The organism is Streptomyces sp. NBC_01635 (assembly GCF_045209715.1).
Classification (GTDB): Bacteria; Actinomycetota; Actinomycetes; order Streptomycetales; family Streptomycetaceae; genus Streptomyces; species Streptomyces hirsutus.
Genome location: NZ_CP109277.1, coordinates 2,999,753 through 3,013,335, shown reverse-complemented (window position 1 = coordinate 3,013,335; position 13,583 = coordinate 2,999,753). Strand labels below are relative to the sequence as shown.

The 13,583-nt window shown below is 70.7% G+C and carries 9 protein-coding genes, 3 tRNA genes and 3 pseudogenes; 8 read left to right on the top strand and 7 right to left on the bottom strand.

Annotated elements, in window-relative coordinates:
• Positions 1-92 precede the first annotated feature (92 nt).
• Positions 93-1,466, top strand: a pseudogene (locus OHB56_RS14200) (sigma-70 family RNA polymerase sigma factor).
• Between the two features lie 127 nt (positions 1,467-1,593).
• On the opposite strand, the pseudogene OHB56_RS14195 reads toward OHB56_RS14200, so the two are convergent.
• A pseudogene (locus OHB56_RS14195) lies at positions 1,594-2,163 on the bottom strand (MFS transporter); the annotation flags it as partial.
• Between the two features lie 150 nt (positions 2,164-2,313).
• Here OHB56_RS14195 and OHB56_RS14190 point away from each other — a divergent pair.
• Together OHB56_RS14190 and OHB56_RS14185 are read left to right on the top strand one after the other, a co-directional pair.
• Complete coding sequence (locus OHB56_RS14190; protein WP_326752606.1) at positions 2,314-2,916, top strand: XRE family transcriptional regulator; 603 nt, start codon at positions 2,314-2,316, stop codon at positions 2,914-2,916.
• 127 nt (positions 2,917-3,043) lie between these two features.
• Entirely contained in the window at positions 3,044-3,937 is an 894-nt protein-coding gene (locus OHB56_RS14185) for a class I SAM-dependent methyltransferase (RefSeq protein ID WP_406353610.1), read from the top strand.
• Between the two features lie 91 nt (positions 3,938-4,028).
• On the opposite strand, the gene OHB56_RS14180 is transcribed toward OHB56_RS14185, so the two are convergent.
• From OHB56_RS14180 to OHB56_RS14165, 4 genes are all read right to left on the bottom strand, one after another.
• On the bottom strand, positions 4,029-5,957 hold the full coding sequence (locus OHB56_RS14180) for an ABC transporter ATP-binding protein (RefSeq protein WP_406353609.1): 1,929 nt from the start codon (positions 5,955-5,957) through the stop codon (positions 4,029-4,031).
• On the bottom strand, positions 5,957-7,690 hold the full coding sequence (locus tag OHB56_RS14175) for an ABC transporter ATP-binding protein (protein ID WP_326752603.1): 1,734 nt from the start codon (positions 7,688-7,690) through the stop codon (positions 5,957-5,959). The genes OHB56_RS14180 and OHB56_RS14175 overlap by 1 nt, the downstream gene beginning before the upstream one ends.
• A gap of 206 nt (positions 7,691-7,896) precedes the next feature.
• Positions 7,897-9,351 carry an FGGY family carbohydrate kinase gene (locus OHB56_RS14170; protein ID WP_406353607.1) on the bottom strand — a complete coding sequence of 485 codons (1,455 nt, stop codon included), beginning with the start codon at positions 9,349-9,351 and terminating at the stop codon, positions 7,897-7,899.
• 84 nt (positions 9,352-9,435) lie between these two features.
• Positions 9,436-9,741 carry a YtxH domain-containing protein gene (locus OHB56_RS14165; protein WP_326752601.1) on the bottom strand — a complete coding sequence of 102 codons (306 nt, stop codon included), beginning with the start codon at positions 9,739-9,741 and terminating at the stop codon, positions 9,436-9,438.
• A 182-nt stretch (positions 9,742-9,923) separates the two neighbouring features.
• Between OHB56_RS14165 and OHB56_RS14160 the strand changes: the two genes are divergently transcribed.
• The 4 genes from OHB56_RS14160 (at position 9,924) to OHB56_RS14145 (ending at position 11,227) form a co-directional block, all read left to right on the top strand.
• Positions 9,924-9,996, top strand: a tRNA-Asn gene (locus tag OHB56_RS14160).
• Positions 9,997-10,001: 5 nt separating this feature from the next.
• Positions 10,002-10,074 (top strand) — tRNA-Asn (locus OHB56_RS14155).
• A 204-nt stretch (positions 10,075-10,278) separates the two neighbouring features.
• Positions 10,279-10,352 (top strand) — tRNA-Ile (locus OHB56_RS14150).
• A 749-nt stretch (positions 10,353-11,101) separates the two neighbouring features.
• Positions 11,102-11,227 (top strand): hypothetical protein, encoded by a 126-nt coding sequence (locus OHB56_RS14145; protein WP_267893674.1) that lies wholly within the window; start codon positions 11,102-11,104, stop codon positions 11,225-11,227.
• Between the two features lie 139 nt (positions 11,228-11,366).
• On the opposite strand, the pseudogene OHB56_RS14140 reads toward OHB56_RS14145, so the two are convergent.
• Together OHB56_RS14140 and OHB56_RS14135 are read right to left on the bottom strand one after the other, a co-directional pair.
• Positions 11,367-11,654 (bottom strand): annotated as a pseudogene (locus OHB56_RS14140) (PfkB family carbohydrate kinase); the annotation flags it as partial.
• A gap of 33 nt (positions 11,655-11,687) precedes the next feature.
• Positions 11,688-12,716, bottom strand: coding sequence for a recombinase family protein (locus OHB56_RS14135; RefSeq protein WP_406353605.1), 1,029 nt, complete (start codon positions 12,714-12,716; stop codon positions 11,688-11,690).
• A gap of 297 nt (positions 12,717-13,013) precedes the next feature.
• Between OHB56_RS14135 and OHB56_RS14130 the strand changes: the two genes are divergently transcribed.
• A complete protein-coding gene (locus OHB56_RS14130; protein ID WP_406359054.1) occupies positions 13,014-13,583 on the top strand; it encodes a TetR/AcrR family transcriptional regulator in 570 nt (189 codons plus the stop codon).

The following is a 13,583-nucleotide window of genomic DNA, read 5'->3' as shown; positions in this document are numbered from 1 at the left end:
CTCCTTCCGTCACCGTGCGGTCACCGGCCGGAAGCAAAAAGTCGTCGCACGCCCCTCGTGGGGACGATGTGTCGTACCCCACACTGGGTGCGGTGCCTGAGTCCTCGGAGCGCGGCCGCTCCGTCCCCCGACGGGTCCCGGACCCCCGCGGCCACGCTCATCGCGTACGGGACGGACAGCGGCGAGGCCACCGGCTCCGCCCCGAAGTGCCGCTGCCGCCCTCCTCGGCAGCGATCATCCTGGAGGTCGCCCCGGTGCAGACCCAGACCCAGACCCTCGCCCAGTCCGCCGCGCGTACGGCCGGTGCGCGGCCCGACGCGGACGTCCTGGTGGCGGTGCCCACGCACAGCCGGGCCGCACACCACCCCCGGACGGAGCCCGAACCCCCCTCCGCCGCACTCGCCCCGGGGAACCCGGCGGACCCCGCGGACGCGGCGGACCCCGCGGACGCGGCGGGCCCCGTGGAGACGGCGGAGCCCGTGGAGGCGGTGGAACCAGTGGAACCAGTGGAGGCGGCGGAGGCGGCCCCGCCGCCGGTGCGCACCGAGTCCGGCAGCCCCTCCTCGGACCTGTTCCGGCAGTACCTGCGGGAGATCGGCCGCATCCCCCTGCTCACCGCCGCCGAGGAGGTCGAACTCGCCTGCCGCGTCGAGGCCGGACTGTTCGCCGAGGAGAAGCTGCGGCTGGCCTCCGACCTGGACAGCAGGCTCGCTCTGGACCTGGACCGGCTCGTCGTCATGGGCCGGATGGCCAAGCGGCGGCTGATCGAGGCCAACCTGCGGCTCGTCGTCTCCGTCGCCAAGCGGTACGTGGGCCGCGGGCTGACCATGCTGGACCTGGTGCAGGAGGGCAACCTCGGCCTGATCCGGGCCGTGGAGAAGTTCGACTACGCGCGCGGCTACAAGTTCTCCACCTACGCCACCTGGTGGATCCGCCAGGCCATGTCCCGCGCGCTGGCCGACCAGGCCCGCACCATCCGCGTCCCCGTGCACGTCGTCGAACTCATCAACCGTGTCGTCCGCGTCCAGCGCCGCATGCTCCAGGAACGCGGCTACGAACCGACCACGGTCGAGGTCGCCGCCCACCTCGACCTGGCCCCCGAGCGGGTCGGCGAGGTGCTGCGGCTCGCCCAGGAACCCGTCTCCCTGCACGCCCCGGTGGGCGAGGAGGACGACGTCGCCCTCGGCGACCTCATCGAGGACGGCGACGCCGCGAGCCCCGTCGAGTCGGCCGCGTTCCTGCTGCTGAGGGAACACCTGGAGGCGGTCCTGTCGACGCTGGGGGAGCGGGAGCGCAAGGTCGTCCAGCTCCGCTACGGCCTGGTCGACGGCCGCCCCCGCACCCTGGAGGAGATAGGCCGCATCTTCGGCGTCACCCGCGAGCGCATACGCCAGATCGAGTCCAAGACCCTCAACAAACTCCGCGACCACGCCTTCGCCGACCAGCTGCGGGGCTACCTGGAGTGAACGGGAAGGGGCCGCTCACGGAAACCGCGGGCGGACCGATGCGCTTGTGATGTACGGCAGTTGACGCCGTGTCGGGGAGACGCCGGGGTCCGCCGGGTCCGTGGTCGGGAGGGCGGGCACCCCGGCCCAGGACGAACAGCCACCGCCAGTTCGCCACGTCGACGAGGACGGCGGAGAGGAACATGCCCAGGACGCCGCCGCCGCCGGCGACGCCGGTCCACACGCCGATCGCCCGGCTGCGTTCGCCCTCCGGGAAGGTGGAGGTGATGACCGCGAGGGTGATGGGCATGATCATCGCCGCGCCGGCGCCGCTCACCACGCGCGCGGCGAGCATCACCTCGGCCGTCGGGGCCAGACCCGCCACGGCGCTCGCGATGCCGAAGACGGTCAGACCGGCGATCAGCATGGGTTTGCGGCCCAGCCGGTCGCCGATCGCGCCGAGCGGCAGCAGGAGTGCAGCCAGGCCGAGGGTGTAGACGTTGATGATCCACAGGACCGTGCTCTGCGAGGCGCCGAACTCGACGGCGAGGTCGGGCTGGGCGACGTTCAGCCCGGACACCGAGGCGACCACGGCCATCAACGCGGTACAGACGGCGATCAGGATCATGCGCAGCCGACGCGCGTCCGGCGCGCCCGCGCCGCGGGCTCCCTCGTCGGCTTCAGCGGCTGCCACCTGCGCAGGCTGGTTCGTACTCATGGGTTCCTCTCACCAAGGGCATGCGGAATCAGTGCCGGGACATGGCCGGTCGCCGAATGAAGGGGGCGGGGCGGGGCGGCGGGCCGTTCAGACCCTGCTGTCCCGGGCGCCTCGTCCGACGCCAACCGCGACTTGCAAGGTAGGCATAGGATGTTGCCCATGACGCAAGATGATGACGAGCTGGACAGCCTGGTACGCAAACGGATCCGTGCCCTGCGGCTGGCCCAGGGCTGGTCCCTCGAGGAACTGGCCACGCGCGCCCGGCTCAGTCAGTCCACGCTCAGCCGCATCGAGAACGGCCGGCGCCGCCTGGCGCTGGACAGCCTGGTCACACTCGCCCGTGCCCTGGACACCACTCTCGATCAACTCGTGGAGACCGCCTCCGACGACGTCGTCATCAGTCCGATGATCGACGGCGCCCATGGGCGGATGCGCTGGCCGGTCAAGGGCGACCCGGGCGTGAGCGTCATGCGCCAGCGCCTGACCGAGCCGCCGCCCGACAAGCCCTCCCGCATGCGTGCGCACCCCGGGCGGGAATGGCTCGTGGTCCTGTCGGGCACGGCGATCCTCATGCTGGGACACCGCCGCTTCCGCGTCGAGACCAACCAGGCCGCGGAGTTCCCCACGATGATGCCGCACGCGATCGGCGCCGAGGGCGGGCCGTGCGAGATCCTGGGCATCTTCGACCGTGATGCCCGGCGCGGCCACCAGCGCGACAACGGCGACCGCGCCCTTCAGGAATCCCCCCGGTGACGGGGCGGCGTCGTCTCGCGCCGTCCGCGCGGGCGCGTCTTGCGCGGCCGGCAGTCCACACGGCCATCGCCTTGCGTAAACGGCAAGAGTTAGTGCTGTAGGCGCATGTCCGCCCTAGGGTGAAGACATGACCCACGCCCACCCGCATGCATCCCCTCACCCCCACCGTCACCAGGACCAGGACCAGGACCAGCACCGGCACCAGCACGACACCGACGGCGAGGCGGAGATCCTCGACCTGGACGCGGAAGTCCTCGCCGGACACATCGCCGCCGTCACCGCGTGGCTGCCGGTCCAAGCGCCCCCTCACCGGATCGTGGACCTGGGCTGCGGGACGGGGGCCGGCACCTTCGCCCTCCTCGACCGCTTCCCCGACGCGCAGATCACCGCGGTCGACTCCTCGGCCGGTCACCTCCAGCGCCTGAGCCGGAAGGCACGCGCCCGGGGAGCGGAGGGACGTGTCCTCGCCGTACGGGCCGACCTCGACGACACCGGCTGGCCCGACCTCGGCACACCGGACCTGGTGTGGGCATCGGCCTCGATGCACCACATGGCCGACCCCGACCGCGTCCTGCGCAAGGTCCACGACCTGCTCGCCCCCGGCGGACTGTTCGCCGTCGTGGAGCTGGCCGGCTTCCCCCGCTTCCTGCCCGAAAACGCCCCCGAAGACCGGCCCGGCCTGGAAGAACGCTGCCACACCGCGAGCGACCGCTTCCACGCCGAGCACGTGTCCCACCGCGGCGCCGACTGGGGACCGAAGCTCACCGCCGCCGGATTCACCCTCGACGGCGAACGCACGATCACCGTGAACATCGACGGCTCCCGCAGCGAGGCGGTCGGTGCGTACGCCCTCGGCAGCCTGCGGCGCATGCGCCGCAGCGTCGCCGACGCACTCCCGCCCCAGGATCTCGCCGCGCTCGACCGGCTGCTCGACACCGACAGCCCCCACAGCGTCCTGCGCCGCGACGACCTCGCCGTGCGCACCGAGCGCACGGTCTGGGCCGCACGACGCAAGAACTGACCGACCGGCCACCGCGAACGGCAGGCCGCCACGTGCGGGAGCAATCGCCTCGCGCGCCACGGCAAGCCCGCCGTGGCGCGCGAGGCGACCGTCAGTCGACCTCCACCGCCGCCTGCGCGAACTGCGCACGGTACAGGCGGGCGTAGGCTCCGCCCGCCGCCAGCAGCTTCTCGTGGGAACCCTGCTCGACGATCGAGCCGTTCTCCATGACGAGGATCGTGTCCGCGTCCCGGATCGTGGAGAGCCGGTGCGCGATGACGAACGACGTACGCCCGTGCGCCAGTTCGGCCATCCCCTTCTGGATCAGCACCTCGGTACGGGTGTCCACGGAACTCGTCGCCTCGTCCAGCACCAGGATCACCGGGTCGGACAGGAACGCCCGCGCGATGGTGATGAGCTGCTTCTCACCGGCGCTCACCCCGCTGCCCTCGTCGTCGATCACCGTGTCGTACCCGTCCGGCAGGGTGCGGACGAACCGGTCGGCGTGGGCCGCCCGCGCCGCCTCCTCGATCTCCTCCCGGGTGACCTTCCGCGAGGCGCCGTACGCGATGTTCTCCGCGATGGTGCCGCCGAACAGCCAGGTGTCCTGGAGCACCATGCCGATCCCGGCCCGCAGTTCGTCCCGGGACATGCGCGCTATGTCGACGCCGTCGAGCGTGATGCGCCCGCCGGACACCTCGTAGAACCGCATCAGCAGGTTCACCAGCGTCGTCTTGCCGGCACCGGTCGGGCCGACGATCGCGACCGTGTGCCCCGGCTCCACCGTGAGCGACAGGTCCTCGATCAGCGGCTTCTCCGGGGAGTACCGGAACGACACCCGCTCCAGCGCCACCCGCCCGCGCAGCTCGGCCGGCTTCTCGGCCGGCGAGACGTCGGCCGACTGCTCGTCGGCGTCGAGTAGCTCAAAGACCCGCTCCGCCGACGCGACACCCGACTGCACCAGGTTCGCCATCGAGGCGACCTGCGTCAGCGGCATCGAGAACTGCCGCGAGTACTGGATGAACGCCTGCACGTCGCCGATGGACAGCGAACCCGACGCGACCCGCAGCCCGCCGATGACCGCCACCAGCACATAGTTGAGGTTCGACACGAAGAGCATCAGCGGCTGCATGACGCCGCTGTTGAACTGCGCCTTGAAACCGGCCTCGTACAGCGCCCCGTTCTCCTCGGCGAACCGCTTCGCCGACTCCTCCTGCCGTCCGAACACCTTCACCAGGGTGTGCCCGGTGTACATCTCCTCGATGTGCGCGTTGAGCGTGCCCGTCGTGCGCCACTGCTGCACGAAGTGCGGCTGCGACCGCTTGCCCACGCGGGTGGCGACCACGAACGACAGCGGCACGGTCACCAGCGCGACCAGCGCCAGGATCCAGGACACGTAGAACATCATCGCCAGCACCCCGATGACGGTCAGCAGCGAGTTGATCAGCTGGCCCATCGTCTGCTGGAGCGTCTGCCCGAGGTTGTCGATGTCGTTGGTCGCCCGGCTCAGCACCTCACCGCGCTGCCGCTTGTCGAAGTACGACAGGGGCAGCCGCGACAGCTTCGTCTGCACGTCCTCGCGCATCCGGTACATGGTGCGGTTCACGGCCCCGTTCACCAGCCGCGTCGCCACCGCCATCAGCAGACCGGCGGCCACGAACACCGCCAGCGCGAACAGCAGGACGTTGCCCACGGCCGTGAAGTCGATGCCCTCGCCCGGCGTGAAGTCGGTGCTGCGGAGCATGTCCGCGACACCGCCCTCGCCGCGCTCCCGCATCGACTCCAGCACCTGCTCCTTGGTGGCCCCGGCCGGCATGTCCCGTCCGACGATGCCCGCGAAGACCAGGTCGGTCGCCCGGCCGAGGATCTTCGGCCCGATCACGCTGAGCCCCACGCTCAGCACCACGCAGGCCAGCAGCCCGTAGATGGTCAGGCGTTCCGGCCCGAACCGCGCGATGAGCCGTCTGCCCGACTCCTTGAAATGCAGCGACTGGTGGTCGGGGCCCGTCCCGGCCCCGGCCCGCGCCATGGCCCCGGCCATCAGGCGGCCTCCGCTTCCGTCAGCTGGGAGAGCACGATCTCCCGGTAGGTCTCGTTGTCAGCCATCAGCTCGTGATGCCGGCCGGTGCCGGCGACCCGGCCCTCGTCCAGGACCACGATCCGGTCGGCGTCGCGGATGGTCGCCACCCGCTGGGCGACGATCACCACCGTCGCCTCGGCGGTCTCCTCGGCCAGCGCCCCGCGCAGCGCCGCGTCGGTCGCGTAGTCGAGCGCGGAGAAGGAGTCGTCGAAGAGATAGATCTCGGGGCGCTGCACCAGCGTCCGCGCGATCGCGAGCCGCTGGCGCTGGCCGCCGGACACGTTGGTGCCGCCCTGCGCGATCGGCGCGTCCAGCCCGCCCTCCAGCCGCTCGACGAACTCCCTGGCCTGCGCCACCTCCAACGCGTGCCACAACGCGTCGTCCGTGGCGTCCGGATGCCCGTACCGCAGATTCGTCGCCACCGTCCCCGCGAACAGGTACGGCTTCTGCGGCACCATCCCGACCGTCCTCGCGAGCAGCGCCGGATCGAGGTCCGCGACGGGCACGCCGTCCACGAGGACCTCGCCCTCGGTCGCGTCGAACAGCCGGGGGACCAGTCCGAGCAGCGTCGACTTGCCGCTGCCGGTCGAACCGATGACGGCGGTGACCTCGCCCGGGCGGGCCACCAGGTCGACCGACTTCAGCACCGGCTCCTCGGCACCCGGGAAGCGGAAGCCGCCGCCCCGGATCTCCAGATGGCCGTGCCGGGGCAGCTCGGTGACGGGCGCGACGGGCGGCACGACGCTGGAGGAGGTGTCCAGCACCTCCTGGACGCGCTCGGCGCACACCTCGGCCCGCGGAACCATCATGAACATGAAGGTGGCCATCATCACGGACATGACGATCTGCATCAGGTAGGCGAGGAACGCGGTCAGGTCGCCGATCTGCATGCCCCCGCTGTCGATCCGGTGCGCGCCGAACCACACCACCGCGATCGACGACAGGTTCACCACCGTCATCACCACGGGGAACATCAGCGCCAGCAGATTGCCGGTGCCCAGCGCCACGTCGGTCAGCTCGGCGTTCGCCTTCCCGAACCGCCGCTGCTCGTACGCGTCCCGGACGAACGCCCGGATCACCCGGTTGCCGGTGATCTGCTCGCGCAGCACCCGGTTCACCGTGTCGAGCCGCTCCTGCATGCTCCGGAACAGCGGACGCAGCCGCCGCACGATCAGTGTCACCGAGACACCCAGCACCGGCACCACCCCGACCAGCACCCCGGACAGCGGCACGTCCAGACCGAGCGCCAGCACGATGCCGCCCAGACACATGATGGGCGCCGACACCATCAGCGTGAACGTCATCAGCGCCAGCATCTGGATCTGCTGGACGTCGTTCGTCGTACGGGTGATGAGCGAGGGGGCGCCGAAGTGGCCTACCTCACGCGCGGAGAAGGACTGCACCCGCTCGAAGACGGCCCCCCGCAGGTCCCGCCCCACCGCCGCCGCGGTCCGGGCGCCGTAGTACACGGCACCGACGTTGCACACGACCTGCGCCAGCGAGATGCCGATCATCAGGGCGCCGTAGGACAGGATGTAGCCGGTGTCCCCCTTGACGACACCGTCGTCGATGATGCCGGCGTTGAGGGTGGGCAGATAGAGCGTGGCGCAGGTCTGCAGGAACTGCAGCAGCACCAGAAGGACGATGGGTCTTTTGTACGGCCTCAGATGAGTCCGCAGCAGTCGTATCAGCACGCTGAGTCTCTCGGGTGGTCGGCGGGAGCCAATGGTTGCCCCTGGCCCCTATCGTCGGGCACCCCACCCGTGTTACCTCAACCGATTTAATCCGCGGAACCACGCGCCCTTCGGCCCGCGGAACCACGCGCTCTTCGGCCCGCGGAACCACGCGCCGCTCCACGGGCCGGACGGCGGGCGGCACGCACCGCCCGCCGCCCGGCCGGTCACATCCGGAACGCCCCCGGATGGGTCTGCTCGCGCACCGAAACGAACTGCTGGCGCACCGCCTGCCCCACCGCCAGGTCGTCGCCCGGCTCCAGCACCTGCGCCACCGGGCCCTGCCAGACGGGCGGCGTCCGCGGGTCGAGGACGCCCTGGGACACCCCCAGCGCCCACGCCGCCTGCCGGGCGGCGCCGATCGCCGCGTAGTCCGCGGGCTGCGGCACCACCACCTGCGCCCCGAACAGGGAGGGCGCCGCCGCCTGCACGGCGGGCAGCTCCGCGGCCTGGCCCAGCAGGAACACCCGCCGGACCTCCACGCCCCGGCCGCGCATCACGTCCAGCGCGTCCGCGAGCCCGCACAGCATGCCCTCGAACGCGGCCCGCGCCAGGTGCTCCGGCTTCATCGACTCCCGCCGCAGCCCCGACAGGGTTCCGGCGGTGTGCGGCAGATTCGGCGTCCGCTCGCCCTCCAGATAGGGGAGCAGCACCAGCCCGTGCGAACCCGGCGTCGACTTCATCGCCAGGTCGGACAGGCTCTCCAGATCGGGCAGCCCGAGCAGTTCCGCGGTCCCGCGCAGGGCCCGGACCGCGTTCAGCGTGGTGACGACGGGCAGATGCATGCCGGTGGCGTCCGCGAGCGCGGTGATCATGCCGTACGGGTCGTAGAGCGCCTCGGGATGGACGGCCATGACGGACCCGGACGCGCCCAGCGACACCACCGCGTCGCCCAGCCCGATCCCCAGCCCGAACGCCGCCGCCATCGTCTCCCCGGTACCCGCGGAGATCAGCAGCCCCTCCGGCGTGGCGCCGGCCGCGTCGGCCGGGCCGATCACCTCCGGCAGCATGGTCTGGTGCCCGAGCGCCAGCTCCACCAGATCGGCTCGGTAATTCCCGGTCGCCGCCGCCCAGTAGCCGGTTCCGGACGCGCCGCCCCGGTCGGTGGTCCGGCGCCCCGGACGGCCCAGGAGCTGCCACACCAGCCAGTCGTGGGCCTGGAGCAGCACGGCGGTGCGCGCCGCGTTCTCGGGCTCCGTACGGGCCAGCCAGCGCAGCTTCGTCACCGGGTGCGCCGCCTGCGGAACGCTGCCCACCGCCTGCGCCCACGCCTCCCGGCCGCCGAGCGCGTCGATCAGATCGGCTGCCGCGACCTGGGTCCGCTTGTCGGCACCGACCATGGCGGGCCGCACGGTGTTGCCCTGGGAGTCCAGCGGCACCAGCGCGTTCGCCTGCGCGGAGACCCCGATGGCCTGCACGCCCTCGAGCAGGCCGCCGCCCGCCGCCTCGCCCAGCGACAGCAACCAGTTCTGCGGATCGACGTCGGACGGACGGCCCGCGCCCTGGGCATGGTCCACCGGGTGCGGCGCATACCCCTGTTTGAGCACGGTTCCGCTGTCCGCGTCACAGACGACGATGCGAGTGAAATCGGGCGCACTGTCCAACCCGGCGACTATCCCCATGGCCAAATTCTGCCGTACCCGGCGACATCGTGACGCCGGGCCGGTCCGCCGGGGGCTTTCCGCCGGGTGTCACCGGTGCCCCGGTCAGGTGTTGCTCGTCCCCCAGTCGTCCTCGCCGGCGCCCTGCGAGGCGCGCTCGCGCAGGGTGCGCACCCGCTGGGCCACCGAGTCGGGCATCCGGTCGCCGACCTTGTCACTCACCACGTGGTACGCCCGGCCCGCGATGTCCCGGCCCTGCTGCGCCGCGGTCTCCGCGGTGTTGCGCACGGCGGGGTTCTGCGCGAACCGCTGAGCCGACTTCTTCAACTGCTCGTAGCGCTCGCGTCCGGCCCTCGTGCCCAGCACGTAACCCAGGACGACTCCGGTGACGAACGTGAGCCGGTAACGCATGGCGGCCACCCTTCCGTTGTGTAGGACTGCGTGCGGGTCTGCACGGCTCTCCGGTTGCGGCGACGGGGCCGGAGAGTACCGATTGGCGAAGCACCCCCCTGCTTGCGCTAATGTATGTGTCGCAGAGAGCGCGCGCCCCCTGGCGAATACCCAGGTGAGTGCGTTCGATGCAGACGAGGCATTCCTCCGTAGCTCAATTGGCAGAGCAGCCGGCTGTTAACCGGCAGGTTACTGGTTCGAGTCCAGTCGGGGGAGCTCGGTCCTCCGTAGCTCAATTGGCAGAGCAGCCGGCTGTTAACCGGCAGGTTACTGGTTCGAGTCCAGTCGGGGGAGCATGCTGAACGAGGACCCCCTGGGGGGTCCTTTTTCATGCCCGGTTCACGTCCCGGTCGACCGCCTGGAGGGACCGGGCGGGCCCGGAGGCAGCCCTCGGGGTCGCGAAGGGGGCCCATGCCTAGTCGATCATCGAGGCAGGAGATCGTATGAGCGGCTATGCTGCGGCAGACGGCACGCACACCTGTGCGCGACACGCCGCTTGGGGCGGTAGCTCAGCCGGTTAGAGCAACGGACTCATAATCCGTCGGCCGTGGGTTCGAGTCCCACCCGCCCCACCTATACAGGTCTCTGACCTGCGGAAACGTTCTTTTTTGGCTGTCGGAGCGTCAACTTTGCCTGAACGGACTGAATCCGCTGCTCGTGAGTTTGGGGGCGGCTCGGTCTGCGACAGCTGGTGGCCTTCTGACCTGCACGAATGCGCGTAGGTGCGTAGCCAAGGAGACGTGTTCTGCTGGGCCGCGCTGCGTAGGGCCATGAATTGAGGCCATCCTGAGGCCGCTGGTAACGAGGACAGTGTTATCGATGATCCTGTGCTCCGGTCGGCGCAGGTGGGTCGAGGCGTTCGACGTGGTGGCCGTCTGGGTGTGCGGCGCGCGAGAGTGTGCGTCGTGGTGATGGCCGGTGGGCGCCAGGAACTGCCCCAAGAGGAAACGGCCCCGAGCGGTCACTCGGTCCTCTCGTGTGGTGCTCCGTGGTTCATGTGGTCAGGACGTCGGGGCGGTCGAAGACGGGTCTCGTCCAGCTGCTCAGGTTACGGACCGCCGGCAGCTGAGTATGTTCCGATGCCCGGTCACTGTCGGTGTGACGGCCGGCGGCTTCGACTAACGCGTCTCAGATGGATCACCTCCGCTCGCGCGGTGAGCACGGCGAGGGTGCCGGTGTCCGGGGAGAAGGCAAGGCGGCCGAAGAAGTCGTGAAGCTGTTGTCTTTCCGGACTTGAGGACGGTATATCCGCTGGTCAGGCGGGTCGGTGATTCCGTGGGAGCCATGGCCTGTGGTGTCGTCGCTCCCCGGGAGGTCGCGGATGCCGTCGGTTGTCGGACTGCTGGAACAGCACGAGCTCGCAGCTCGCCGTCGGGTCGACGAACTGCGCGAGGAGGCCGACCGCATCCAGGCCGAGCTGGCAGACCTCACTGAGAGCCGCACCTGATCTCAAGCACCGCTCGGCTCCCCGGCTCTGCGGCTCCGCAACCATGACGACGCCATGGCAACAGCGCGTACGGGGTGCCGGCCGTGTGGATTCGACGCCCGTTCCCGCAGTCCTGTCTGCGGGAACGGGCATGCCACGTTCAGGCATGCGGCAGGAGCTGTTCCACGCCGGCCTCCATCGCCGCTTCGTCCACCCAGGGCGGGTTCGCGCCGTGGACGGAACAGGTCACGGCGGCCACGTGAGCGGCGAAGGAGCAGGAGTCGGTGACGTCCTCGAGGCTCAGTGCGTCGAGTCGCCCGCCAAGGTGTCCGAGGGCGGCGAGGCGGTGGAGCAGGCCCGCAGTGAAGGAGTCCCCGGCGCCGACGGTGTCCACAACGTCCACGGCCGGGGCTGGGACGGTGACGCGGAGGCCGTCTACGGGTGTGAGTAGTTGCGGTACAGAAAGTGCCGCTGAGATTGATCATGGTCCAGGCGGAGTCAGGGCGAGCGGGTCGTCCGGCCGCCGGATGCGGACTCGGCGGGGGCGGGGGATGTCGTCGGCGTCCGGGAGATCGGCGAAGTCCGCGCGGGCCACCGCGACGGCTTCGGGGTACGCCTCCCTCTTCTCGTGCTCGGCGAGCGCGCGGTAGATGCTCGCGACGCTGGGGGCCTGGCCCTTGCGTTTGCCTGTGGGGATGATCAGGTCCGGCTGGATCTGCTCGACGGATTCGCCGTTCGCGCGGCGCCGTAGCACGGTATGCAGCATGTCGTCGGTGATGACCGGCGGCCGGCCGCCGTGCTTGCCCTTGCGGGCTGCCGCGTCGAGCCCTTCCAGAGTCGACTCCCGGATGTTCTCCCGCTCGGTCTCCGCCATCGCCGCGAAGAACGCAAACAGCAGGCGGCCCGGCCCGCTGGGGTCGTACATCCCGGGCAGCGGTCCGGCGAGCATCTCCAGGACCAGGCCGTGGGCGGTGAGGTGATCAGCGAGAGCGGTGAGTTCGGCGGCGTCGCGGCCGAGGCGCTTCATCTCGTACACCGTGAAGATGACCCGGCAGTGCGGGGCGTGGGCCTTGATCTGGCGGGCGAGCGCGAGCGCGGCCTCGAACTGGGGGCGGACCCGGACGCGGGTGCTGATCTTCTCGGAGAACACCTTGTCGCGCGGGATGCCGTGCTTGGCGAGGGCGTCGAGCTGGGAATGGAGTTCCTGGGTGAGCGTCGAGCACCGCGCGTACCCGATGCGGATGTCGGCGGTCGGGGTGTCCGGCGCGAGGGCGAGCGGGACGGGGGTGCCGGGGCGCCACGGCTGGCCGGGGCCGCGGTCGGCGGGGGTGGGCACGCGTAGGAGCTTGGCGAGTCGGGGCACCTTGGCGAAGCGGCCGGTGTGGTAGGTGCCGGCGACCGCGCCGGAGCGCGAGCGGCACGGCGAGCCGGGTTCGGCCCGGCAGCGCGGGCAGGGGTGGCGCTCGACGTCGTCCGCGTCGCTCGGGGAGGCTTCTTGAGGGGCCGTCATGCCCCCGGATGCTGTCACAAACGATTCGCAGAAGTACCCCGGACTCGCCTTTGAGTGAGAACGGGTTCTGCGAACCGGAACGGCGCTTCGCGGTCGCCGGGCCGTCACGTTTGATCTTGCTCGGGCAAAGGACCGTTTGCGCGAATCAAGGGGGGTGCCCGTGCGGCTTCGCCGGCCCTGTCGTCGCGCTCGCCTCATTCGGCAGAGTGCGCCAAACCCTAAGGTGATACATCATTTGCCTATAGGTTGTAGGTAGATGCATACTGATCATAGTCATACTGAGAGTAGGTGATGGTTGTGGTTCGGGCAGGACTGAGCCCGGAGCGGCTGACGCTCGCTGGTGCGGAACTCGCCGATGAGGCCGGTTTCGACCAGGTGACCCTGTCCGCGCTCGCCCGGCGTTTCGACGTGAAGCCGGCGAGCCTGTACGCGCATGTGAAGAACTCCCACGAGCTCAAGACCCGGATCGCGCTGTTCGCGCTGGAGGAACTCGCCGACCAGGTCGCCGACGCCGTGGCCGGGCGCGCGGGCAAGGACGCCCTGACGGCCTTCGCGAACGCCTACCGGGACTACGCCCGGGCGCACCCCGGCCGGTACGAAGCAGCGCGCTACCGGCTCGACCCGCAGACCGCCGCGGCCAGCGCCGGCGTCCGGCACGCGCAGATGACACGGGCGATCCTGCGCGGCTACGACCTGGCCGAGCCGGACCAGACGCACGCGGTCCGCATGCTGGGCAGCGTCTTCCACGGCTACGTCTCCCTGGAGGCAGCCGGCGGTTTCGACCACACCGACATCGCCGCGCAGCAGTCCTGGGCCTGGACCCTGGACTGCCTCGACACCGCATTGCGGAGCCGATCCACCCCCTGA